This window comes from Streptomyces sp. P1-3 (genome assembly GCF_050613155.1).
GTDB lineage: Bacteria > Actinomycetota > Actinomycetes > Streptomycetales > Streptomycetaceae > Streptomyces.
Window position 1 is genome coordinate 5,832,378 of sequence record NZ_CP192512.1, and the last position, 22,507, is coordinate 5,854,884.

At 70.3% G+C, this 22,507-nt stretch carries 22 protein-coding genes; 15 read left to right on the top strand and 7 right to left on the bottom strand.

Annotated elements, in window-relative coordinates; genetic code table 11:
• Nucleotides 1-37: 37 nt before the first annotated feature.
• Nucleotides 38-754, bottom strand: coding sequence for a class I SAM-dependent methyltransferase (locus tag ACQUSR_RS24840; RefSeq protein ID WP_431044827.1), 717 nt, complete (start codon nt 752-754; stop codon nt 38-40).
• Between the two features lie 83 nt (nt 755-837).
• Nucleotides 838-1,434 (bottom strand): DUF3043 domain-containing protein, encoded by a 597-nt coding sequence (locus ACQUSR_RS24845; RefSeq protein ID WP_431044828.1) that lies wholly within the window; start codon nt 1,432-1,434, stop codon nt 838-840.
• Between the two features lie 263 nt (nt 1,435-1,697).
• Here ACQUSR_RS24845 and ACQUSR_RS24850 point away from each other — a divergent pair, with 263 nt between their 5' ends.
• Genes ACQUSR_RS24850 through ACQUSR_RS24865 form a run of 4 tightly spaced genes read left to right on the top strand, consistent with a single transcriptional unit; the run spans nt 1,698 to nt 4,816 of the window.
• The gene (locus ACQUSR_RS24850) at nt 1,698-2,486 is read left to right on the top strand and encodes a PspA/IM30 family protein (RefSeq protein WP_431044829.1); all 789 of its coding nucleotides are present in this window, start codon (nt 1,698-1,700) and stop codon (nt 2,484-2,486) included.
• 38 nt (nt 2,487-2,524) lie between these two features.
• Complete coding sequence (gene pspAA, locus ACQUSR_RS24855) at nt 2,525-2,803, top strand: PspA-associated protein PspAA (protein WP_304461290.1); 279 nt, start codon at nt 2,525-2,527, stop codon at nt 2,801-2,803.
• Between the two features lie 52 nt (nt 2,804-2,855).
• Nucleotides 2,856-4,142 carry a sensor histidine kinase gene (locus tag ACQUSR_RS24860; protein ID WP_431044830.1) on the top strand — a complete coding sequence of 429 codons (1,287 nt, stop codon included), beginning with the start codon at nt 2,856-2,858 and terminating at the stop codon, nt 4,140-4,142.
• Complete coding sequence (locus ACQUSR_RS24865; RefSeq protein ID WP_431044831.1) at nt 4,139-4,816, top strand: response regulator; 678 nt, start codon at nt 4,139-4,141, stop codon at nt 4,814-4,816. The genes ACQUSR_RS24860 and ACQUSR_RS24865 overlap by 4 nt, the downstream gene beginning before the upstream one ends.
• 133 nt (nt 4,817-4,949) lie before the next feature.
• Here the strand turns inward: ACQUSR_RS24865 and nadA are convergent, their stop codons facing one another.
• Nucleotides 4,950-6,128: a quinolinate synthase NadA gene (nadA, locus tag ACQUSR_RS24870; RefSeq protein WP_431047816.1), complete on the bottom strand. Its 1,179-nt coding sequence runs from the start codon at nt 6,126-6,128 to the stop codon at nt 4,950-4,952.
• A gap of 270 nt (nt 6,129-6,398) precedes the next feature.
• Between nadA and erpA the strand changes: the two genes are divergently transcribed.
• Complete coding sequence (gene erpA, locus ACQUSR_RS24875; protein ID WP_304461287.1) at nt 6,399-6,755, top strand: iron-sulfur cluster insertion protein ErpA; 357 nt, start codon at nt 6,399-6,401, stop codon at nt 6,753-6,755.
• Nucleotides 6,756-6,823: 68 nt separating this feature from the next.
• Here erpA and ACQUSR_RS24880 read toward each other — a convergent pair whose 3' ends face one another.
• Nucleotides 6,824-8,446, bottom strand: coding sequence for a hypothetical protein (locus ACQUSR_RS24880; protein WP_431044832.1), 1,623 nt, complete (start codon nt 8,444-8,446; stop codon nt 6,824-6,826).
• 158 nt (nt 8,447-8,604) lie between these two features.
• Nucleotides 8,605-8,787 carry a hypothetical protein gene (locus ACQUSR_RS24885; RefSeq protein ID WP_431047818.1) on the bottom strand — a complete coding sequence of 61 codons (183 nt, stop codon included), beginning with the start codon at nt 8,785-8,787 and terminating at the stop codon, nt 8,605-8,607.
• Nucleotides 8,788-9,074: 287 nt separating this feature from the next.
• Between ACQUSR_RS24885 and ACQUSR_RS24890 the strand changes: the two genes are divergently transcribed.
• Complete coding sequence (locus tag ACQUSR_RS24890; RefSeq protein ID WP_431044833.1) at nt 9,075-10,049, top strand: carbohydrate kinase family protein; 975 nt, start codon at nt 9,075-9,077, stop codon at nt 10,047-10,049.
• 73 nt (nt 10,050-10,122) lie between these two features.
• Here ACQUSR_RS24890 and ACQUSR_RS24895 read toward each other — a convergent pair whose 3' ends face one another.
• Nucleotides 10,123-11,517: a cysteine desulfurase/sulfurtransferase TusA family protein gene (locus ACQUSR_RS24895; RefSeq protein WP_431044834.1), complete on the bottom strand. Its 1,395-nt coding sequence runs from the start codon at nt 11,515-11,517 to the stop codon at nt 10,123-10,125.
• A 349-nt stretch (nt 11,518-11,866) separates the two neighbouring features.
• On the opposite strand from ACQUSR_RS24895, the gene ctaC reads away from it, so the two are divergent.
• The 4 genes from ctaC (at nt 11,867) to ACQUSR_RS24915 (ending at nt 16,332) form a co-directional block, all read left to right on the top strand.
• Nucleotides 11,867-12,838 carry an aa3-type cytochrome oxidase subunit II gene (gene ctaC, locus ACQUSR_RS24900; RefSeq protein ID WP_431044835.1) on the top strand — a complete coding sequence of 324 codons (972 nt, stop codon included), beginning with the start codon at nt 11,867-11,869 and terminating at the stop codon, nt 12,836-12,838.
• On the top strand, nt 12,835-14,574 hold the full coding sequence (gene ctaD, locus ACQUSR_RS24905) for an aa3-type cytochrome oxidase subunit I (RefSeq protein WP_431044836.1): 1,740 nt from the start codon (nt 12,835-12,837) through the stop codon (nt 14,572-14,574). Before ctaC ends, ctaD begins: the two co-directional genes overlap by 4 nt.
• On the top strand, nt 14,571-14,969 hold the full coding sequence (locus ACQUSR_RS24910) for a cytochrome c oxidase subunit 4 (RefSeq protein WP_431044837.1): 399 nt from the start codon (nt 14,571-14,573) through the stop codon (nt 14,967-14,969). The genes ctaD and ACQUSR_RS24910 overlap by 4 nt, the downstream gene beginning before the upstream one ends.
• Before the next feature lie 109 nt (nt 14,970-15,078).
• On the top strand, nt 15,079-16,332 hold the full coding sequence (locus ACQUSR_RS24915; protein ID WP_431044838.1) for an Ig-like domain-containing protein: 1,254 nt from the start codon (nt 15,079-15,081) through the stop codon (nt 16,330-16,332).
• Nucleotides 16,333-16,346: 14 nt separating this feature from the next.
• On the opposite strand, the gene ACQUSR_RS24920 is transcribed toward ACQUSR_RS24915, so the two are convergent.
• The gene (locus ACQUSR_RS24920; RefSeq protein ID WP_431044839.1) at nt 16,347-16,751 is read right to left on the bottom strand and encodes a hypothetical protein; all 405 of its coding nucleotides are present in this window, start codon (nt 16,749-16,751) and stop codon (nt 16,347-16,349) included.
• 169 nt (nt 16,752-16,920) lie between these two features.
• On the opposite strand from ACQUSR_RS24920, the gene ctaE reads away from it, so the two are divergent.
• The 5 genes from ctaE to trpD all read left to right on the top strand — a co-directional run bounded on the left by ctaE (nt 16,921) and on the right by trpD (nt 22,426).
• Nucleotides 16,921-17,541, top strand: coding sequence for an aa3-type cytochrome oxidase subunit III (gene ctaE / locus ACQUSR_RS24925; RefSeq protein WP_431044840.1), 621 nt, complete (start codon nt 16,921-16,923; stop codon nt 17,539-17,541).
• A gap of 92 nt (nt 17,542-17,633) precedes the next feature.
• Nucleotides 17,634-18,443 (top strand): cytochrome bc1 complex diheme cytochrome c subunit, encoded by an 810-nt coding sequence (qcrC, locus tag ACQUSR_RS24930; protein ID WP_431044841.1) that lies wholly within the window; start codon nt 17,634-17,636, stop codon nt 18,441-18,443.
• Nucleotides 18,440-19,498, top strand: a complete 1,059-nt coding sequence (qcrA, locus tag ACQUSR_RS24935; protein ID WP_431044842.1) for a cytochrome bc1 complex Rieske iron-sulfur subunit — start codon at nt 18,440-18,442, stop codon at nt 19,496-19,498. The genes qcrC and qcrA overlap by 4 nt, the downstream gene beginning before the upstream one ends.
• Entirely contained in the window at nt 19,495-21,126 is a 1,632-nt protein-coding gene (gene qcrB / locus ACQUSR_RS24940) for a cytochrome bc1 complex cytochrome b subunit (RefSeq protein ID WP_431044843.1), read from the top strand. The genes qcrA and qcrB overlap by 4 nt, the downstream gene beginning before the upstream one ends.
• Nucleotides 21,127-21,358: 232 nt before the next feature.
• Nucleotides 21,359-22,426: an anthranilate phosphoribosyltransferase gene (trpD, locus tag ACQUSR_RS24945; protein ID WP_431044844.1), complete on the top strand. Its 1,068-nt coding sequence runs from the start codon at nt 21,359-21,361 to the stop codon at nt 22,424-22,426.
• Nucleotides 22,427-22,507: the final 81 nt, after the last annotated feature.

The following is a 22,507-nucleotide window of genomic DNA, read 5'->3' on the forward strand; positions in this document are numbered from 1 at the left end:
GGCGCACCCCCACGGCCCCTCGCCGGGAGGCGGACCGTCAGCCGCCGCCCCGTACGCCGCACAGATGCAGCAGCGCCGCGACCGCGCGGTACGGATCGGTGCGCGCGGCCCGTTCCTCCGCCGCCAGCAGCCGCGCCAGTTCCTCCGGCTCCGGCGGCACCGCGTCGTCGGCCGCCTGGTCGGTGAAGACCCGTACGCCGTACCAGGTGTCCAGCGGTGCCCCGACGCCGGTCAGGGTCGCGGTCAGGTCCGCCAGCCGGTCCGCCCGTACCCGCAGGCCGATGCGGTTGGTGTACGAGGGGGAGTCGAAGGCGTCCAGCGCCGTCTCCCAGTCGCCGGCCAGGCCGGGCCGCATCGCGAGCGCGTCGGCGTTCCGTACCAGCAGGGACAGCAGCCCGCCGGGGGCCAGCACCCGCGCCATCGCGGCCAGCATCGGATCCGGCTCGGGTACGTACATCAGCACGCCGTGGCAGAGCACGACATCGAAGGCGCCGGGCGCGAAGTGCGCGCCGGTGTCCCGGCCGTCGCCCTCGATCAGCCGGACCCGCTCGCGGATGCCCTCCGGCTCGGTCGTCAGCGTCTCGCGCACCGCCGCCAGCATCGCCGGATCCGACTCCAGGCCGGTCACCTCGTGACCGGCGCGGGCCAGCCGCAGCGCCTGGGTGCCCTGGCCGAGGCCGACGTCCAGCACGCGCAGCCGCCGGCCCACCGGGAAGCGGGCGGCGATCCGCTCGTCGAGCTGGCGCGCCACCAACTCCTGCCGGACGGTGTTCCGCAGGCCGCCGAGGCCTTTCAGCCAACCGCTCGCGCCGCCGAGAAAACCGGACGGCTGCGCGCTCAGGGCCGCTCTCCGCGCTTGACCTGGGGCTTGGGCAGCCGCAGTCGGCGCATCTGGAGCGTACGCATCAGGGCGTAGGGCACGGCGCCGCGCAGGTTCTCGTCGGGGAAGCGCTTGCGCAGCGCCCGCTTGAGCTGGAAGGCGAGGACGAACGAGTTGATCACGATCAGCAGGATCACGAGCATCCACAGCAGGAGCACATAGCTCTGCATGGCGCCGGCCTGGACCATGCTCAGGACCAGGATGATCACCGCGAGCGGCAGGAAAAACTCCGCGACCACGAACCGCGAGTCGACGAAGTCCCGCGCGAAACGGCGGACCGGGCCCTTGTCCCGCAGGGGGAGGTACCGCTCGTCGCCGCCGGCCAGCGCCTCGCGCTGGCGGGCGAGATCAGCGCGCCGGGCCTCCCGCTGGCGCCGGGCGGCGTCCTTGCGGTTGCTCGGCGTCTTGGCCAGGCTGCGGCGCTGCGACTGGGCCTCGCTGCGCTTGGGTGTCGGGCGGCCCTTGGGCGCCTGTGGGTTACGGGGCTGCTGTGGCTGGTCCGCGGTCACTTTGGAGGGCGCGGCCTGCTCATCCTTGGAACGGCTTCGGAACACGAAACCCAAGGGTACGGGGTAGCGGGGTGTGGACCCCAGCCCCAGGGGGAACGATCCGGCAACGGCACGTGCCCCACCCGGCCCGGTTCCACCCCCCGGAGGCCGCCTCATCCCTGCGCGGGACGGGCCGCGGGACCGATCGTTCTGCAGGAGGAGCGCGGGGGAGCCTGAACAGTGCGGTAATGGAACCAGGGCCCGTACGCTGGGGTCTGTAGCAGGAGTGCCGGAGTCTCTCGTCCGTCAGAAGGGGGCGCGCGAAGCCCATGAGCGGTGTCATGAAGCGTATGGGGATGATCTTCCGCGCGAAGGCCAACAAGGCCCTGGACCGGGCAGAGGATCCCCGCGAGACCCTCGACTACTCGTACCAGAAGCAGCTGGAGCTGCTGCAGAAGGTGCGCCGCGGAGTCGCGGACGTGGCGACCTCCCGCAAACGTCTGGAGCTCCAGCTCAACCAGCTGTCGAGCCAGTCCGCGAAGCTCGAGGATCAGGGCCGCAAGGCGCTCGCGCTGGGCCGGGAGGACCTGGCGCGTGAGGCGCTCTCCCGCCGCGCGTCGCTCCAGCAGCAGGCCAGCGACCTGGAGGTGCAGCACCAGACCCTCCAGGGCGAGGAGGAGAAGCTGACGCTGGCGGCACAGCGGCTTCAGGCCAAGGTCGACGCCTTCCGTACGCGGAAGGAGACTCTCAAGGCCACCTACACCGCCGCCCAGGCGCAGACCCGCATCGGCGAGGCGTTCTCCGGCATCTCCGAGGAGATGGGCGACGTCGGCATGGCGATCCAGCGCGCCGAGGACAAGACCGCGCAGATGCAGGCGCGCGCGGGCGCGATCGACGAGCTGCTGGCCTCCGGCGCGCTCGACGACCAGTCCGGCGCGGCCAAGGACGACATCACCGCCGAGCTGGAGCGCATCTCCGGCGGCGCCGACGTGGAGCTGGAGCTCCAGCGGATGAAGGCAGAACTGGCGGGCGGCAGCGGCACCCAGCAGGCTATTGAGGGCGGGCAGTCGGACCGTACCGGGCAGCCGCAGGGACAGCACAAGTTCGACAAGCAGTAGCCCGGCGCCTCGCGAAGCGAGATCCCCGAGGAGGAGTCATGATCGTGCGGATCATGGGGGAAGGGCAGCTGCGGCTGGCGGACAGCCACATGTCCGGGCTGAACAAGCTGGACGAGGAACTGCTCACCGAGGTCCAAAGCGGTGATGAGAGCGGCTTCCGGCGCACGCTCGCGGCACTCCTCGACGCCGTGCGCAGCCTCGGCGAGCGCATCCCCGACGACTCCCTGGAGCCCTCGGAGCTGATCCTGCCCGCGCCTGACGCGACCCTCGAAGAGGTGAAGGAAATGCTCAGCGACGACGGACTCATCCCTGGCTGACCGTCCGCGCGGGCCCCGGCACGGTGGGAGGGGCCTCCTTCAGCGCTTACCGTTGGGTGCCGTGACCCCTCTCGCCGTGGCCCGCCCGTACCGCTGGCTGAGCGCGCACCCGCGCGCGATGGACTCCGCGCTGGCCCTGGTCGTCTTCGCGGTGACCCTGATCGGCTCCGCGAACGCCGCGAAGTACACGTCGGCCCCTCCGCTCTCCCCGGTCTTCGTGCTGGCGAGTGCCCTGGCGTCCGGCTCGCTGGTGCTGCGGGGCCGCTTTCCGCGCGGAGTGCTCGCCTTCACCTCCGCTCTCACGCTCGCCGAGCTCGTGATCACCGGGAGCCACAGCCTGCCGCGCAGCGCCATCGCGGTCAGCGTCGTCGTCGCGCTGTACACCGTCGCCTCGCGCACCGACCGGCCCACCACCTGGCGGATCGGCGCGGCCACCGTCGTGGTGATCACCAGCACGGGGATGATCTTCGGCGCCGGCTCGTGGTACGGGCAGGAGAACGTCGGGGTGCTGGCCTGGACGGCTCTGGCCGCGGCCGTCGGTGACGCGGTGCGCAGCCGGCGCGCCTTCGTCGCGGCGATCGAGGAGCGGGCGGAGCGGGCCGAGCGGAGCCGTGAGGAGGAGGCCCGGCGCCGGGTGGCCGAGGAGCGGCTGCGGATCGCCCGCGATCTGCACGACGTGGTCGCGCACCACATCGCGCTGGTCAATGTGCAGGCCGGGGTCGCCTCACACGTCATGGACAGCCGCCCGGACCAGGCCAAGGAGGCGCTGGCGCACGTACGGGAGGCGAGCCGGTCGGCGCTGGACGAACTGCGCGCCACGGTCGGCCTGCTGCGCCAGTACGGGGATCCCGCCGCCCCCACCGAGCCCGCGCCCGGCCTCGGCGTCCTCGACCAGCTCGTCGACGGATTCGTCCGGGCCGGGCTGCGGGTCGAGGTCGTCATGGAGCCGGCGGACGGGCCGGGTCCGCTGGCGGCGACGGTGGATCTCACCGCGTACCGGGTGGTGCAGGAGGCCCTGACCAACGTGCACAAGCACGCCGGACCGCAGGCCAAGGCCGAGGTGCGGATCGTCCGGGGGCCGGGGTGGCTGGAGATCACCGTGCTGGACGACGGGGCGGGGGCGGCGGCGGACGCGGACGGGGATCCGGAAGGCGAACCGGACGGCGCCTCGGACGGCGGCGAGCAGGCCGGCGGTGGCGGCGGCCACGGGCTGATCGGGATGTCCGAGCGGATCGCCGCGCTGCGCGGCCAGTGCGAAGCGGGACCCCTGCCGGAGGGCGGCTTCCGGGTGCGGGCGAGACTTCCGTTGCAGGTCCGCACGGGAGGGGACGACAGATGACGATCAAGGTGTTGCTCGCCGACGACCAGGCGCTGCTGCGCAGCGCGTTCCGCGTGCTGGTCGATTCGGAGCCGGACATGGAGGTGGTGGGGGAGGCGTCCGACGGCGCCGAGGCCGTGGCGCTCGCCCGCGCGGAACGAGCCGATGTCGTCCTGATGGACATCCGCATGCCGGGTACGGACGGGCTCACCGCGACCCGCATGATCAGCGAGGATCCGGACCTGGCCGGGGTGCGGGTGGTGATGCTGACGACGTTCGAGGTCGACGAGTACGTGGTGGAGTCGCTGCGCGCGGGCGCCAGCGGCTTCCTGGGCAAGGGCGCCGAACCCCAGGAACTGCTGGCCGCGATCCGGGTGGCGGCGGGCGGGGAGGCGCTGCTGTCCCCGGCCGCGACGAAGGGACTCATCGCCCAGTTCCTGGCCCAGGGCGGCGGTGAACGGCCGAGCGACTACGACGCGGAGCGCCTGGACGCCCTGACGGTGCGGGAGCGCGAGGTGCTGGTCCAGGTGGCGGGCGGCCTGTCGAACGACGAGATCGCCGAGCGCCTGGCGGTCAGCCCGCTCACCGTCAAGACGCATGTGAACCGCGCGATGGCCAAGCTGGGCGCCCGGGACCGGGCGCAGCTGGTCGTCATCTCGTACGAGACGGGCCTGGTGCACCCGAGAACGGCCTGACCGCCGCTCAGGCCAGACCTCTCCGGGACGACCGGAGCCCCCGGCCGGACCTCTCGGCCCGGGGGCGACGCGACGGAGCCCGGGGTCGCACCTCGTGGTGCGGCCCCGGGCTCTCGTCCGTGGTCGACGCTGCCTACGGCAGCGCCAGCATCCGCTCAAGCGCCAGCTTCGCGAAGCTCTCGGTCTCCTTGTCGACCTGGATGCGGTTGACGACCTTGCCCGCCGCCAGCGACTCCAGCGCCCACACCAGGTGCGGGAGGTCGATCCGGTTCATCGTGGAGCAGAAGCAGACCGTCTTGTCGAGGAAGACGATCTCCTTGCCCTGGTCCGCGAAACGGTTCGCCAGGCGCCGCACCAGGTTGAGCTCCGTGCCGATGGCCCACTTGGAGCCGGCGGGCGCGGCCTCCAGGGCCTTGATGATGTACTCCGTGGAGCCGACGTAGTCCGCCGCCGCCACCACCTCGTGCTTGCACTCCGGGTGCACCAGCACGTTGACGCCCGGTATGCGCTCCCGTACGTCGTTGACGGAGTCCAGCGAGAAGCGGCCGTGCACCGAGCAGTGGCCGCGCCACAGGATCATCTTCGCGGCGCGCAGCTCCTCGGCGGTCAGCCCGCCGTTCGGCTTGTGCGGGTTGTAGACCACGCAGTCGTCCAGCGACATCCCCATGTCGCGCACGGCCGTGTTGCGGCCCAGGTGCTGGTCGGGCAGGAAGAGCACCTTCTCGCCCTGCTCGAACGCCCAGTCCAGTGCCCGCTTGGCGTTGGAGGAGGTGCAGATCGTGCCGCCGTGCTTGCCGGTGAACGCCTTGATGTCGGCGGAGGAGTTCATGTACGAGACCGGGACCGTCACCTCGGCGATCCCGGCTTCGGTCAGCACGTCCCAGCACTCGGCGACCTGCTCGGCGGTGGCCATGTCCGCCATCGAGCAGCCGGCGGCCAGGTCGGGCAGGATGACCTGCTGGTCGTCGCCGGTGAGGATGTCCGCCGACTCGGCCATGAAGTGCACACCGCAGAAGACGATGTACTCGGCGTCCGGCCGGGCCGCCGCGTCGCGGGCGAGCTTGAAGGAGTCGCCGGTGACGTCGGCGAACTCGATGACCTCGTCCCGCTGGTAGTGGTGGCCGAGGACGAAGACCCTGTCCCCGAGCTTCGCCTTGGCCGCGCGGGCCCGCTCCACCAGGTCCGGGTCGGAGGGCGCCGGCAGATCGCCGGGGCACTCCACGCCTCGCTCGCTCCGCGGATCGGCCTCGCGGCCCAGGAGGAGCAGGGCCAGCGGAGACGGCTGGACGTCCAGGGGCTGGGCGGTGGTCACGGGCACGCACCCTTCTTTCTTCGTCTGCTGGAAGCCTCTGACCGGCATGTCATCAGGCTTGTCGTCAAAATGACGCTATATATCATAACCGCTTCGCGTCACGTTGACGATGGCCCTCGCGTCAATGTGACGCATTACGGGTGCTCGGCACGGTGTGCGAGCATGAGGAGCACAGAGCGGCGAGGGAAATCGCCGGGACCCGGAATGAATCCGGGGCGCCGACGGTTCCAGCTGACGGCAAGCAGTCCGTACAACCCGGGAGAGAAGCAGATGTCCGTTCAGGACGAGAAGACCAGCGTGAGCGACGGCATCATCCTGTCGGACGCCGCCGCGGCGAAGGTCAAGAGCCTGCTGGAGCAGGAGGGTCGCGATGACCTCGCGCTGCGTGTCGCCGTCCAGCCCGGCGGCTGCTCCGGCCTGCGCTACCAGCTCTTCTTCGACGAGCGCTCGCTCGACGGCGACGTGGTGAAGGACTTCGACGGCGTCAAGGTCGTCACCGACCGGATGAGCGCCCCGTACCTGGGCGGTGCCTCCATCGACTTCGTCGACACCATCGAGAAGCAGGGCTTCACGATCGACAACCCGAACGCCACGGGCTCCTGCGCCTGCGGCGACTCCTTCAGCTGAGCCGTCTCGGCACACAGCGGTGAGGCGGTGGTCCCGGCCGGGACCACCGCCTCAGTCGTACCCGCGTGTCACTGCTCGGGCACGGCCCTGCCGCTGACCGCGTCCACGACCTTCCGGTCGCCCAGCGGCTTGTCGAGCTCCACCTTCACGTCCTGCTCCTTCGCGATCGCGATGCAGGCACGGCCGGGCCTGTTCCACTTGCCGGTGATCTTCACCTTCACCGTCGAGGACGACTCGTCGGCGCTGGCGGTGTACGTGCTGCACACCCCGCCCGCGAAGTGCAGCGTCAGAGTCTGCCCCTTGTCGGTGTAGCCCTCGGCGCGCTCCGTCATGTCGAGCCGCCCGGGCTTGCGCTCCACCGGGTGGCCGGGCTCGGACCCCGGAGGTGCCTCGCCGGGGGCCTTCCGCTGCTCCGACTGGTCGGCGATGTACTTCGGGGCGATCGCCGGGTAGGTCGTCACCGTCCGCGCCTGCTGCCCCTCGGTGCCGGGCGGCTGCACGGTGAAGATCCACGACGGCACCAGCGCCTGCCGCCCGTCCACGTAGTGCGCCGCCAGCCCGAACACCGACTTCACGATCTTCGACGGCCGGGGCTTCTGCGCGGACGCGGAGCCGGAGAACGAGGTGGGCGCGGGCTCACACGGCCTGGCGGTGTCGACGGCCGCGCCCTCCTCCGTCGCGTCGGTCCGGTCCTGGTGCGGAACCGGCGTCGCGCACTCGCCGGGCTCAGCCGGGACCCGCCACTCGCGCGCCGGCGTGTTCAACTGCTTGATCGCCTCGCCCGCGCCGATGAGCGGGTAGTCGGCGGTCTTCTTCGGAACGGACAACATCCCCTTGCCGCCCACCAGTTGCCCGGCGGCGTCGATCTCCAGCTCCGTCTGCCAGCCGTACGTGGGCAGCCCGTCCAGCACCGGGGACGCGCTGACCGTCCGCAGCGCCCCGTACACCTGCCGCGCGTCCAGCTTCGCGTCGTCCAGTCCGAGGGTGTTGAGCACCGGCGCGGCCGCTCGCTTCGCCGCCTTCTCCGACACGGCCTCGCTGCCGCCCGGCGGCTTGGTCCCGCCCCGGAAGGTGGGGCAGCCCTCGTGGCTCGTCCGCTCCGGCGAACTCGCGCTGTCATCGGGCGAGTCGGCGCCGGGCCGCTCCACACAGGACGTCCCGCCCGGAGCGCCGTAGCGGGTGTACGCCCATCCGCCCGGCCCCTTGGCGTTCACCTCCAGCAGCGGGCTCATGGCGTCCGGCGTGCCGCCGACCTTCCACACGCCGTGGTCCAGGCGCGGTGTGCCGGACACGTCCAGCGCCTCGGCCAGCCGCGCCACCTCGTCCTTGGTGACCTTGCCGGGCGTCAGATACGCGGGCGTCGCGTCCGGGGTGTCCGGCAGCTTCTCCGGGGCCTGGTAGCGGTTGCCGTACGGGTTGTGCTCGCCGACCGCGATGCCCTCATGGCCGCCCTGCCGCTTCCCGCCGTAGCCGTCCAGGGCCAGCGGCTCCGGCGACCCGCCCTGGGAGGCGCCGTCCGAACCGCCGCCGTCGCCCGCCGCTGCCGCCCAGTACGCTCCGCCGCCCCCGGCGAGCAGCACCGCGGCGGCCACCGAGGCGATCGCCAGCGGCGAGCGCCGCCGCCGCGCCGTGGTCTCGCCGTCGCCGTCGTTGTCGGGGGTCTGCGAGGTGTCCTCGGTGCTGGTGCTCACCGCTCACTCCTTCGTACTCCACGCGATTGATCCCGGTACGCCCCTCTGTGCGAGGGACGCCCATGGGACGGAGCGGAGGTGCAAGCGGTTCCCTCGGACAGCGGGACGGGGTTCGAGGACCCCGTCCCGCTGTCCGAAGGGTGGACGCGATGGTGCCTTCAGTCGCCGTAGTCGGACATGCCGTCCAGGAGATGCGCGGAGGAGGCCGGGACCTGGACGCCATGGATGCGCGAGGGGGAGACGCGGGGCGGGGCGGGCGCTACGGTAGCCGCCCAGTGCGGCGCCATGCGGGCGCAGTCGCCGCGCAACTGGGTCAGGGACTCGGGCTCCGCCGCACCCAGGCCGCCGGTCGCGCCGGCCGCCGGGGGCGTCGTACGACTCGCCTTCCCGCCCGCGGCCGCATCCGCGGTCGCGCGCGAGGGGGTGGTGGGGGAGACGTGCTTCGGCATGGAAGCTCCCGTATCCGTCGGGGCCGCGCGGACGCCAGCCCGTATACCCGCACCGTACGCATCGTCCGTTGAGCGGAAAAAGCCCTACTATCGGGTAGTTTCTCGTGTTCGAAGGGGCGGGGCGAACCCGGTAGCGTGAAGCGTCCGTTTTCGCCTCCCTCCGCAGGAGCAGACCCGCCGTGCGTATCGCAGTCACCGGCTCCATCGCCACCGACCATCTGATGACCTTCCCCGGCCGCTTCGCCGATCAGTTGGTCGCCGACCAGCTGCATACGGTCTCCCTCTCCTTCCTCGTCGACACGCTCGACGTCCGCCGCGGCGGCGTCGCCCCGAACATCTGCTTCGGCATGGGAGTCCTCGGCCTGCGGCCGGTCCTGGTCGGCGCCGCCGGGTCGGACTTCGCCGAGTACCGCGCCTGGCTGGACCGGCACGGAGTCGACACCGCCTCGGTCCGGATCTCCGAGGTCCTGCACACCGCCCGCTTCGTGTGCACCACGGACACCGACCACAACCAGATCGCGTCCTTCTACACCGGTGCGATGAGCGAGGCCCGCCAGATCGAACTGCAGCCCGTCGCCGACCGGGTCGGCGGCCTCGACCTGGTCCTCATCGGCGCGGACGACCCGGAGGCGATGGTCCGGCACACCGAGGAGTGCCGCACCCGCGGCATCCCGTTCGCCGCCGACCCCTCGCAGCAGCTGGCCCGGATGGACGGCGACGACATCCGCGTGCTGATCGAGGGCGCCTCCTATCTGTTCACCAACGAGTACGAGAAGGCGCTCGTCGAGACCAAGACCGGCTGGACCTCCGAGGAGATCCTCGGCAAGGTCGGCACCCGCGTCACCACCCTGGGCTCGCAGGGGGTGCGGATCGAGCGCGCCGGCGAGGAGCCGATCCTCGTCGGCTGCGCGCAGGAGGAGGCCAAGGTCGACCCGACCGGCGTCGGCGACGCGTTCCGCGCGGGCTTCCTCTCCGGCCTGTCCTGGGGGCTGACCCTGGAGCGGGCCGCGCAGGTCGGCTGCATGCTCGCCACCCTGGTGATCGAGACGCTGGGCACGCAGGAGTACGAGCTGCGGCGCGGCCACTTCATGGAGCGGTTCGCCAAGGCCTACGGGTCGGAGGCCGCCGCGGACGTCCAGGGCCACCTGGCCTGACCGCCCCCGACTTCCCCGGTCCCCGGTCGCCGGGCCGGCCCGCGCGCCTGCCCGGCGACCGGGGAAGGAGAGGTCACTTCCGGCGGACCCGGTAGGCCGTGCCGCCCTCCGCCGGGCGCTCGCCCAGATAGTCGTGTCCGCGCATCGCGCACCACGCGGGGATGTCCAGCCGGGCCGCCTCGTCGTCGGCCAGTACGGTCACCACCCCGCCCACCGGTACGTCGCCGATCACCTTGGCGAGTTCGATCACCGGAAGGGGGCAGCGCTTGCCGAGCGAGTCGACGACCAGCTCCGGCACGTCGGCGACGGATGCCGACGTCGACGCGGACACCGGCGCGCCCAGCCGTTCCCGTACCTCCCCGACCACTCCCGGCAGCACGTCGAGGAAGCGCTCCACGTCCGCCGCGGCCGTACCCGCCGGCAGCGACACCCGCACGTTGCCCTCCGACAGCACCCCCATCGCCCGCAGCACATGGCTGGGCGTCAGCGTGCTGGAGGTGCACGACGAACCGGACGAGACGGAGAAGCCCACCCGGTCCAGCTCGTGCAGCAATGTCTCCCCGTCGACATAGAGACAGGAGAACGTGACCAGATGCGGCAGGCGGCGGACCGGGTCGCCGACCACCTCCACGTCCGGCACCAGCTCCGGCACTCCGGCCCGGATCCGGTCCACCAGCTCCCGCAGCCGCGCCGCCTCGGCCGCCGCCTCCTGCCGTACGGCCCGCAGCGACGCGGCGGCCGCGACGATCGCGGGCAGGTTCTCGAATCCGGGCGCGCGCCCCGACTCCCGCTCGTCCGCCGGGGAGTGCGCGGCGAACCGCACGCCCTTGCGCACCGCGAGCAGCCCCACGCCCGCCGGACCGCCCCACTTGTGCGCGCTCGCCGTGAGCAGCGACCAGTCGCCCGCGACCGGGCCCCAGCCCAGCGACTGGGCGGCGTCCACGAGCAGCGGCACATCCGCCGCCCGGCACTCCTGGGCCACCTCGGCCACCGGCTGCTCGGTGCCCACCTCGTGGTTTGCGGACTGCAGACACGCCAGCGCGGTGGGGCCCGGCGCGTCGCGCAGCGCGGTCGCGTACGCCCCGGGCGCGACCCGGCCGGCGCGGTCCACCGCCACCTCGGCGACGGTGCCGCCCCCCGACTCATGGGCCGCGGCGGCGTGCAGCACGGCGGAGTGCTCGACGGCGGAGACGATCAGATGGCGGCCCACGCGGCGGCGGCCCGCCAGCGCGCCCGCGATCCCGTCGTGCAGCGCGCGGGTGCCGGAGGGGGTGAACACCAGCTCGTCCGGGCGGCAGCCGACGGCCTCCGCGGCGGTCTCCCGCGCGGCGTCCAGCAGCAGCCGGGCGCGCCGGCCTTCCCGGTACAGCCGCGCCGGGTCCGCCCACCCCTCGTCGAGGGCGGCGAGCAACGCCTGGCGGGCGACGGGATGAAGGGGAGCGGATGAGGCGGCGTCGAAGTAGGGCACGCTTCAACGCTAGTCCCACCGCGTGCCACCCACCGCCGGGCGTGCCCGTCTCGCACGCGGCCGCGGGCCGGTGGCCGCTTTGTACCCACCCTCCCTCAGCGGGAGGAACGCCGCCCGCAAACCCGCGGCAGGTGCCCCCACGGACCGTCAGGGAACCGGCGGAGGGGTCGCTTCCACCCCTTCGGGGAGTGACCCGGCGCGTTGGGCACCCTCCCCGCGCAGCCCTAAAACGCGTCCAGTAGGGTTTGGTCCGCATAAACATCCAAACCCCTGCCCGCACCGGGCCGGCGACCGACCAGCGAGACGGCCGCAGCCGGCCGCGCGGGCGAGACTCTCGGGAAGGCGCTACGTGAGTCCCAACGGCTCCGACCGCTCGTCGCGGCGCCCGGTGCGGCGGAAGCTGCTGCAGGCGCTGTCTGCGGGCTTGGTCCTGGCGACCGCCACCGGTTGCACATCGAAGGACTTCCCCAACCTCGGGATGCCCGACCCCGCCACGGAGGAGGCGCCGCGGATCCTCTCCCTGTGGCAGGGCTCGTGGGCGGCGGCGCTCGCCACGGGCGTCCTGGTCTGGGGCCTGATCCTGTGGAGCTGCATCTTCCACCGGCGCAGCAGGACCAAGGTGGAGGTACCTCCGCAGACCCGGTACAACATGCCGATCGAGGCGCTGTACACCGTGGTCCCGATCATCATCGTCTCGGTGCTGTTCTACTTCACGGCACGTGACGAGAACGAGCTCCTCAAGGTCGACAAGAAGCCCGACCACGTCATCAACGTCGTCGGCTTCCAGTGGAGCTGGGGCTTCAACTACATGGAGAACGTGGACGGCAACGCCGCCACGCCGGGGAAGCCGTACCGGGAGATCAAGAACATCTCCAACATCCCGGACCGCATGCTCGACACCGTGCCCAAGGGCGCCGAGGGCGTGTACGACGTCGGTACCCCCGGCGACCGGAACCCCGACAAGGGCTGGCCGGGCCCGACCCTGTACCTGCCCAAGGGTGAGACCGTCGAGTTCGTCCTGACCTCGCGCGACGTCATCCACTCCTTCTGGGTGGTGCCGTTCCTGATGAAGCAGGACGTCATCCCGGGCCACACCAACCGCTTCCAGGTGACCCCCAACAAGGAGGGCACCTTCATGGGCAAGTGCGCCGAGCTCTGCGGCGTGGACCACTCCCGGATGCTCTTCAACGTCAAGGTCGTCTCCCCGAAGGAGTACCGGGACCACCTGGACGCGCTCAAGAACAAGGGCCAGACCGGCTACATCCCGTCGGGTATTGAGCAGACGGACCCCGCCAAGAACGCGGAGACGAAGCAGCAGTGAGCATCCTCAACGAATCCCAGGGTGCCGAGGCGACCGCCTCGTATGAGGACGAGTTGCCCGTCCGCACCAAGCAGCCCGGCAATGTCGTCGTCAAGTGGCTGACCACCACCGACCACAAGACGATCGGCACGCTGTACCTCATCACGTCGTTCGCGTTCTTCTGCATCGGCGGGCTCATGGCGCTGTTCATGCGCGCCGAGCTGGCCCGGCCCGGCACGCAGATCATGTCGAACGAGCAGTTCAACCAGGCGTTCACCATGCATGGCACGATCATGCTGCTGATGTTCGCCACCCCGCTGTTCGCGGGCTTCGCGAACTGGATCATGCCGCTCCAGATCGGCGCCCCCGACGTCGCGTTCCCGCGGCTGAACATGTTCGCCTACTGGCTCTACCTGTTCGGCTCGCTGATCGCGGTGGCGGGCTTCCTGACCCCGCAGGGCGCGGCCGACTTCGGCTGGTTCGCGTACTCCCCGCTCTCTGACGCGGTCCGGTCGCCGGGTGTGGGCGCCGACATGTGGATCATGGGTCTGGCGTTCTCGGGCTTCGGTACGATCCTGGGCTCGGTCAACTTCATCACCACGATCATCTGCATGCGCGCTCCGGGCATGACGATGTTCCGGATGCCGATCTTCACCTGGAACGTGCTGCTGACCGGTGTGCTGGTGCTGCTGGCCTTCCCGGTGCTGGCCGCCGCGCTGTTCGCGCTGGAGGCGGACCGGAAGTTCGGGGCGCACATCTTCGACGCGGCCAACGGCGGGGCGCTGCTGTGGCAGCACCTGTTCTGGTTCTTCGGGCATCCCGAGGTGTACATCATCGCGCTGCCGTTCTTCGGCATCATCTCCGAGGTCATCCCGGTCTTCTCGCGCAAGCCGATGTTCGGTTACGGCGGTCTGGTCGCGGCGACGATCGCGATCGCGGGTCTGTCGGTGACGGTGTGGGCGCACCACATGTATGTCACGGGCGGGGTGCTGCTGCCGTTCTTCTCGTTCATGACGTTCCTGATCGCGGTTCCGACCGGTGTGAAGTTCTTCAACTGGATCGGCACCATGTGGAAGGGGTCGTTGAGTTTCGAGACGCCGATGCTGTGGGCGGTCGGCTTCCTGATCACCTTCACCTTCGGTGGTCTGACCGGTGTCATCCTGGCCTCGCCGCCGATGGACTTCCACGTCTCGGACTCGTACTTCGTGGTGGCGCACTTCCACTACGTCATCTTCGGCACCGTGGTCTTCGCGATGTTCTCCGGCTTCCACTTCTGGTGGCCGAAGTTCACCGGCAAGATGCTGGACGAGCGACTCGGCAAGATCACCTTCTGGACGCTGTTCATCGGCTTCCACGGCACCTTCCTCGTCCAGCACTGGCTCGGCGCCGAGGGCATGCCGCGCCGGTACGCGGACTACCTGGCCGCCGACGGGTTCACCACGCTGAACACCATCTCCACGATCGCCTCGTTCCTGCTCGGTCTGTCGATACTGCCGTTCTTCTACAACGTCTGGAAGACGGCCAAGTACGGCAAGAAGGTCGAGGTCGACGACCCGTGGGGCTACGGCCGCTCGCTGGAGTGGGCGACCTCCTGCCCGCCGCCGCGGCACAACTTCCTCACGCTGCCCCGGATCCGCTCCGAATCCCCGGCGTTCGACCTGCACCACCCCGAGATCGCGGCGCTCGACCAGCTTGAGAACGTGGACGTCGAGTCCGAAGACAAGGCCCTCGCGGGTGGCAAGGAGGCCGGCAAGTGAAGGTCCAAGGCCGGATGTTCATCTGGCTCTCCGTCTTCGTCCTCGCCATGGCCGTGGTCTACGGCGTCTGGTCGAAGGAGCCGGCCGGTACCACCGCGCTGTTCCTGGCCTTCGGCCTGTGCATCATGATCGGCTACTACCTGGCCTTCACGGCTCGCCGGGTGGACACCGGAGCACAGGACAACAAGAACGCCGATGTCGCGGACGACGCCGGTGAGCTGGGCTTCTTCAGCCCGCACAGCTGGCAGCCGCTCTCCCTGGCCGTCGGTGGCGCGTTCGCCTTCCTGGGCGTCGTCTTCGGCTGGTGGCTGCTGTACTTCTCCGCCCCGATCATCCTCGTCGGCCTCTTCGGCTGGGTCTTCGAGTACTACCGCGGCGAGAACCAGAACCAGTAGCGGAGTCCGCTCCGCGACCGGGGCCCGGTGCACCTACCCAGGTGCATCGGGCCCCTCTTTTGCAGCACTCCGCGCGCCGAACCGGGCGGATCTCCCTAGTTTTGTGGTCATGAGTCAGAGATCTCGGTCCCGGACGGTCCCGGTCTGCGCGCTGCTGCTGGCACCCCTCGCGGCGGCCGCCGCGGGCTGCGGCGGTCCCTCCTCGGATCCGCTGGCCGCCAAGCCGTACGACGCTTCCGGACAGATCAGCTTCGGTGGGGTGGAGGAGGGCCGGAAGGTCGATCCCGACAAGCCCCTCGAGGTGACCGCCAAGGGGGACGGCAGCCGCATCACCGACGTGACCGCCACGGACGCCGCGGGACGGTACGTACGCGGCGAACTCAGGCCCGACGGCAGCCGGTGGCGCAGCACCGCCCCGCTCGCCGCGGGGGCGCATTACACCGTGCGGGTGAGTACCGAGAACCGCCACGGCAGGCAGGGCCGCCGGACCATCGGCTTCGACACCGCCCCCACCGACGGGAAGCTGCGCGTCTCCTTCGGCCCGGACAGCGGTACGTACGGCGTGGGCCAGCCGATCACCGCGGAACTCAGCGAGGCGGTCCGGGACGCCTCGGCCCGCGCCGTCGTCGAGCGCGCCCTGAAGGTCCAGTCCCGCCCCGCCGTGCAGGGCTCCTGGCACTGGGTGAACAACCGGACCCTGCACTACCGTCCGCGCGAGTACTGGCCCACCCACGCCACGATCGACGTCCGCTCCGCCCTGGAGGGCGTCAAGGTCGGCGGCGGCCTCTACGGGGGCTCCTCCAAGCCGCTGAAGCTGCGCACCGGGGAGCGGATCGAGGCCGTCACGGACGCGGTCACGCACCAGATGACCGTGCGGCGCGAGGGCAAGGAGATCCGCAGGATTCCCGTCACCACCGGGAAGCCCGGCTTCGACACCCGCAACGGTGTCAAGGTCGTACTGGCCCGGGAAGCCTTCGTACGCATGCGCGGCACCAGCATCGGCATCCCGGCGGGCTCGGCGGACTCCTACGACCTGCCCGTCTACTGGGCCACCCGGGTCACATGGAGCGGTGAGTACGTGCACGCGGCGCCCTGGTCGGTGGGCTCACAGGGGTACGCCAACGTCAGCCACGGCTGTACGGGCATGAGCACCGCGAACGCCAAATGGTTCTTCGACACCATCCATGTCGGTGACATCGTCAAGGTTGTGGGCACCGGAGGCGAGACCATGACGCCCTTCGGCAACGGCTTCGGCGACTGGAATCTGACGTGGACCGAATGGCAGGAGGGCAGTGCGCTGGCCCAGACCCGGCCGGACGGGAGCGGCCCGGCCGACGCGGCCAGGCTCCGCCCCGAGGTCTGAGCCCGGCGGCCGGCTCAGGCGGCGCCCAGCCGCCTGCCCTTGCGGAGCAGCCCGGCGAGCGCGTCGGCGAACTCCACAGGATCCACCGGATGGGTGACGGCGGCCTCCGCGCGGCTCCAGGTGGCCAGCCACGCGTCCTGCGGGCGGCCGATCAGCAGCAGCACCGGAGGGCACTGGAAGATCTCGTCCTTGATCTGCCGGCAGACGCCCATCCCGCCCGCGGGAACGGCCTCGCCGTCCAGGACGCAGACGTCCACGCCGCCCTCCTCCAGGGCCGACAACACGGCGGGCAGAGTGGCGCATTCCAGGAATTCGACCGGCGGGACGTCGGCGGCGGGGCGCCGCCCGGCGGCCAGCCGGACCTGCTCGCGGATGGTGGCGTCGTCGCTGTAGACCAGCACCGTGGCGGTCGGCTGCATTGTTCCTCCGCGTCGTTGGTTCGGGAACCTTGGCGCGGATGCTACTCCGTCACCCGAGGGGCGGGCAGGGTGTCGTACCGCGCGCGGATGGGCCGTTCGGGCCGCGCACACGGCGTTGACACACCGAACGGCACCCCCCGGAGTGAGGGCTGGATAAGCGACCGACATAATGTCGGTCGTGGCGACAGCAACAGCAGTAGATACCGGGCACGCGCACCCGTCGGTCAACCGGCCGAACCTCACCAGTGTCGGAACCATCATCTGGCTCAGTTCCGAGCTGATGTTCTTCGCGGCCCTCTTCGCGATGTACTTCACCCTGCGATCGGTGACGGGCGCCGAGCACTGGAAGGAAATGGCCGATGCGCTGAACTTCCCGTTCTCGGCCACCAACACCACGATCCTGGTGCTCTCCTCCCTCACCTGCCAGCTCGGCGTCTTCGCGGCAGAGCGCGGCGACGTGAAGAAGCTGCGCATGTGGTTCGTGATCACCTTCATCATGGGCGCGATCTTCGTCGGCGGCCAGGTCTTCGAGTACACCGAGCTCGTCAAGCACGAGGGCCTGTCGCTCTCGTCGGACCCGTACGGCTCGGTGTTCTACCTGACCACAGGCTTCCACGGCCTGCACGTGACGGGCGGACTCATCGCCTTCCTGCTGGTCCTGGGCAGGACGTACGCGGCCAAGAGGTTCACCCACGAGCAGGCGACCGCGGCCATCGTCGTGTCCTACTACTGGCACTTCGTCGATGTCGTCTGGATCGGCCTCTTCGCCACGATCTACATGATCAAGTAATCCGGCTCCCGGGCCCGAGGACCCCTCGCGCCCCGCACCGGAACCACGTCCTTAAAGCATCGACGCAGAAGATCCTGACACCGGGGTAATCCGTGAAAAAGCTCTCCGCACGACGACGCCATCCGCTGGCGGCGGTCGTCGTCCTACTCTTCGCGCTGGCGGTCACTGGGGGGCTGTACGCCGCGTTCGCGCCCGCGGACAAGGCCAAGGCCGACGACGCCTCCCAGTCCCTCACCATCGAGGAGGGCAAGAAGCTCTATTCCGTGGGCTGTGCGACCTGCCACGGAACGGGCGGTCAGGGTACGACCGACGGTCCGAGCCTGGTCGGCGTCGGCTCCGCCGCCGTGGACTTCCAGGTCAGCACCGGCCGTATGCCCGCCCAGCAGCCCGGCGCCCAGGTGCCCAAGAAGAAGAAGATCTACACGGACGCTGAGACCGAGCAGCTGGCCGCGTACATCGCTTCGCTCGGCCCCGGCCCGGTGACGCCCACCAAGGAGCAGTACAACCCCGGGGACGCCAACGCCGCCCGCGGTGGCGAGCTGTTCCGCACCAACTGCGCGCAGTGCCACAACTTCGTCGGCAAGGGCGGCGCGCTGACCAACGGCAAGTACGCGCCGAAGCTCGACAACGTCGACCCGAAGCACATCTACGAGGCCATGCAGACCGGCCCGCAGAACATGCCTTCCTTCCCGGACACGGTCATGCCGGAGAAGGAGAAGAAGGAAATCATCGCGTACCTCGACAAGGTCAACAGCTCCCAGACCGAGACCCCCGGCGGCATGGAACTGGGCGGGCTCGGTCCGGTCAGTGAGGGCCTGTTCGGCTGGATCTTCGGTCTCGGCGCCATGATCGTCGTCACCATCTGGGTCGCCGCCCGGACCGCAAAGGCCAAGAAGTCATGAGTACCCAAGACATTCCAGAAGAAGAGAACCTGCCGCAAGAGCAGGTCGCCAAGGGCAGCGAAGAGGTAGCGGTCCGCGAGAACCCCTTCGCCGACCCCGGGCTGCCGCCGCACGAGCACCGCGTCCAGGACATCGACGCCCGGGCCGCCCAGCGCTCCGAGCGCACCGTCGCCCTGCTGTTCACGCTCTCGATGCTCGCCACGGTCGGCTTCATCGCCTCCTTCGTGGCCTTCCCGGTCGACAAGATCGTCTACATCTTCCCGATCGGGCACGTCAGCGCGCTGAACTTCTCGCTGGGCATCACGCTCGCGGTGGCGCTGTTCTGCATCGGCGCGGGCGCGGTCCACTGGGCCCGCACCCTGATGTCCGACGTGGAGATCGTCCACGAGCGGCACCCGATCGCGGCCACCCCCGAAGTCAAGGAGAAGGTCTTCCAGGACTTCCGGGACGGCGCCGCGGACTCCGGCTTCGGCCGCCGCAAGCTCGCCCGCAACACCATGTTCGGCGCCCTGGCGCTGCTGCCGCTCTCCAGCATCGTCCTGCTGCGCGACCTCGGCCCGCTGCCGGAGGACAAGCTCCGCCACACCAAGTGGGGCAAGGGCAAGCGGCTGATGAACCAGAACACCATGCAGCCGCTGCGCCCCGAGGACATCGCCGTCGGTTCGCTGACCTTCGCCATGCCCGAGGGCATGCACGAGGAGGACCACGACTTCCAGGTGCAGATCGCCAAGGCCGCCCTGATGATCGTCCGCATCCAGCCGGACGACATCAAGGACAAGCGCGAGCTGGACTGGTCGCACGAGGGCATCGTCGCGTTCTCCAAGATCTGCACCCACGTCGGCTGCCCGATCAGCCTGTACGAGCAGCAGACCCACCACGTGCTGTGCCCGTGCCACCAGTCGACCTTCGACCTGGCCGACGGCGGCAAGGTGATCTTCGGCCCGGCCGGCCACGCCCTGCCGCAGCTGCAGATCACCGTGAACAAGGAGGGTTACCTCGAAGCCGTGAGCGACTTCCGGGAGCCCGTCGGCCCGGCGTTTTGGGAGCGCGGATGAGTACGAACGAGACGCCGCGCCGCGGCAAGCCGGCACCCCGCGGGGAGCGGGTCGCCGACTGGATGGACGGCCGGCTGGGCATCTACGGTGCCGCCAAGGCCAACCTGCGCAAGGTCTTCCCGGACCACTGGTCCTTCATGCTGGGCGAGGTCGCCCTCTACAGCTTCATCATCATCATCCTCACGGGTGTGTATCTGACGCTGTTCTTCCACCCCAGCATGGAAGAGGTCGTCTACCACGGCCCGTATGTCCCGATGCAGGGCATGCGGATGTCCGAGGCGTTCGCCTCGACCCTGGACATCAGCTTCGAGGTCCGCGGCGGTCTGCTCATCCGGCAGATCCACCACTGGGCCGCGCTGATCTTCCTCGGCGCCATGCTCGTGCACATGATGCGCGTGTTCTTCACCGGCGCGTTCCGCAAGCCGCGTGAGATCAACTGGCTCTTCGGCTTCCTGCTGTTCGTGCTGGGCATGTTCACCGGCTTCACCGGCTACTCGCTCCCGGACGACCTGCTCTCCGGTACCGGTATCCGGTTCATCCAGGGTGTGTTCCTGTCGATCCCGCTGGTCGGCACGTACATCTCGATGTTCGTGTTCGGCGGCGAGTTCCCCGGCATGGATGTGATCCCGAGGCTGTACTCGGTGCACATCCTGCTGCTGCCGGGCATCATGCTCGGCCTCGTGGTGGCGCACCTGATCCTGGTCTTCTACCACAAGCACACGCAGTTCCCCGGCCCCGGCCGGACCGAGAAGAACGTCGTCGGCATGCCGCTGATGCCGGTCTACATGGCCAAGGCGGGCGGCTTCTTCTTCCTGGTCTTCGGTGTCATCGCGTTCATCTCCGCGATCGCGACGATCAACCCGATCTGGGCCATCGGCCCGTACCGGCCGGACCAGGTGTCCACCGGCGCCCAGCCCGACTGGTACATGGGCTTCGCCGAGGGTCTGGTGCGTGTGATGCCGGGCTGGGAGATCAACCTGTGGGGTCACACGCTCGTCCTGGGCGTCTTCATCCCGATCGTGCTCTTCCCGCTCGTCCTCGTGGCCATCGCGGTGTACCCGTTCATCGAGTCCTGGGTCACCGGTGACAAGCGCGAGCACCACCTGCTGGACCGGCCGCGCAACGCTCCGACCCGCACCGCCTTCGGTGTGGCCTGGCTGACCGCGTACCTGATCATGCTCATCGGTGGTGGCAACGACCTGTGGGCCACGCACTTCCACCTGTCGATCAACGCGATCACGTGGTTCGTGCGGATCGGCTTCTTCGTCGGCCCGGTGCTCGCGTTCATCGCGACCAAGCGGATCTGCCTGGGTCTGCAGCGGCGCGACCGCGACAAGGTGCTGCACGGTCGCGAGACCGGCATCATCAAGCGGCTGCCGCACGGCGAGTTCATCGAGGTACACGAGCCGCTCCCGCAGGACCAGCTGCACACGCTGACCTCGCACGAGCAGCCGCAGCCGCTCGAACTCGGCCCGGAGGTCGACGAGAACGGCGTGCGCCGCAAGGTGACGCGCGGTCAGAAGCTCCGGGTGAAGCTCTCCAAGGGCTTCTACGGCGACGGCACGCAGATCCCCAAGGCCACCGCGGAGGAGTACCAGGAGATCACCAGCGGCCACGGCCACCACTGAGCCGCGCATCCGCTGACGCCACGTCCGAGGGCCTCGGCCCCGCCCCTTCCCGGGGGCGGGCCGGGGCCCTCGGCCATGGGCGGCGGCTGACGGCCGAACGCCCGCGGACGGCCGGCCGTCCGGGGGATGTCCAGTCATCGGGCACGGCGACGGCATCGGGCCGATCCGCCGCTAGGCTGGCGCCGGGGCCCCGAGACGGCCCCGTGCCCATCGTCGGACCCAGGAGCGGACCATGAACGTTGTGACCCCAGCCGGAGGCGACAACCGCGCGACGGCCCGCACCTGGCCCGACGTACTGAAGTCGCTGCTCGCCGGTGCCGACCTGAGCGCCGACGACACCGCCTGGGCCATGGACCGGATCATGCTCGGGGAGGCGACCGACGCCCAGATCGCCGGATTCCTGGTCGCGCTGCGGGCCAAGGGCGAGACCGTCGCCGAGGTGACCGGACTCGTCCGCACGATGTACGCCCACGCCAACGTGATCGAGGTGCCCGGCCGCACCGTCGACATCGTCGGGACCGGCGGCGACCTCGCCAAGACCGTCAACATCTCCACCATGTCCGCGCTGGTCGTCGCCGGCACCGGCGCGAAGGTGGTCAAGCACGGCAACCGCGCCTCCTCGTCGGCCAGCGGCGCCTCGGACGTGCTGGAGAAGCTCGGCGTCAATCTGGACCTGTCCCCGCGGCGGGTGGCCGAGGTCGTGGAGGAGGCCGGCATCACCTTCTGCTTCGCGGTCAAGTTCCACCCGGCGCTGCGCCATGTCGCCCCGGCCCGCCGCGAACTGGCCATCCCCACCACCTTCAACGTCCTCGGCCCGCTGACCAATCCGGCGCGGGTGAAGGCCCAGGCGACGGGCGTGGCGGACGCCCGGATGGCGCCCATCGTCGCCGGGGTGCTCGCCGAGCGCGGCTCCTCCGCGCTGGTCTTCCGCGGCGACGACGGGCTGGACGAGCTGACCACCACCGCGACCTCGCAGGTGTGGGTGGTCCGGGACGGCACCGTCACGCGGCAGTCGTTCGACCCGCGCGACGTCGGGATCGAGTTGGTGCCGGTGGAGGCGCTGCGCGGCGCCGACGCCTCGTACAACGCGGACGTCGCCCGGCGGCTGCTGGCCGGCGAGACCGGGCCGGTACGGGACGCGGTGCTGCTCAACTCCGCCGCCGCGCTGGTCGCCCTGGAGCCGGGCGGCGGGACGCTCGCCGAGCAGCTCGCGGCGGGCATGGCGAAGGCCGCGGAGTCCATCGACTCGGGGGCGGCCCAGCGGGCCCTGGAACGCTGGGTCGAGGCCACCAACGCGTAGCCGTGACGGGGGTCCAGTCGGACCCCCGTTCCGCTATGCGGACGGCTACTTGCGTGTCGGTGATCAGCTGGCATACTGCTC

Coding starts and splice junctions, on each gene's coding strand:
- qcrB (WP_431044843.1), top strand. CDS start 19,495: ATGAGTACGAACGAGACGCCGCGCCGCGGCAAGCCGGCACCCCGCGGG.
- ACQUSR_RS24920 (WP_431044839.1), bottom strand. CDS start 16,751: ATGCAGCCGACCGCCACGGTGCTGGTCTACAGCGACGACGCCACCATC.
- ACQUSR_RS24865 (WP_431044831.1), top strand. CDS start 4,139: ATGACGATCAAGGTGTTGCTCGCCGACGACCAGGCGCTGCTGCGCAGC.
- erpA (WP_304461287.1), top strand. CDS start 6,399: ATGTCCGTTCAGGACGAGAAGACCAGCGTGAGCGACGGCATCATCCTG.
- ctaE (WP_431044840.1), top strand. CDS start 16,921: ATGTCGGTCGTGGCGACAGCAACAGCAGTAGATACCGGGCACGCGCAC.
- qcrA (WP_431044842.1), top strand. CDS start 18,440: ATGAGTACCCAAGACATTCCAGAAGAAGAGAACCTGCCGCAAGAGCAG.
- ACQUSR_RS24915 (WP_431044838.1), top strand. CDS start 15,079: ATGAGTCAGAGATCTCGGTCCCGGACGGTCCCGGTCTGCGCGCTGCTG.
- trpD (WP_431044844.1), top strand. CDS start 21,359: ATGAACGTTGTGACCCCAGCCGGAGGCGACAACCGCGCGACGGCCCGC.
- ACQUSR_RS24850 (WP_431044829.1), top strand. CDS start 1,698: ATGAGCGGTGTCATGAAGCGTATGGGGATGATCTTCCGCGCGAAGGCC.
- pspAA (WP_304461290.1), top strand. CDS start 2,525: ATGATCGTGCGGATCATGGGGGAAGGGCAGCTGCGGCTGGCGGACAGC.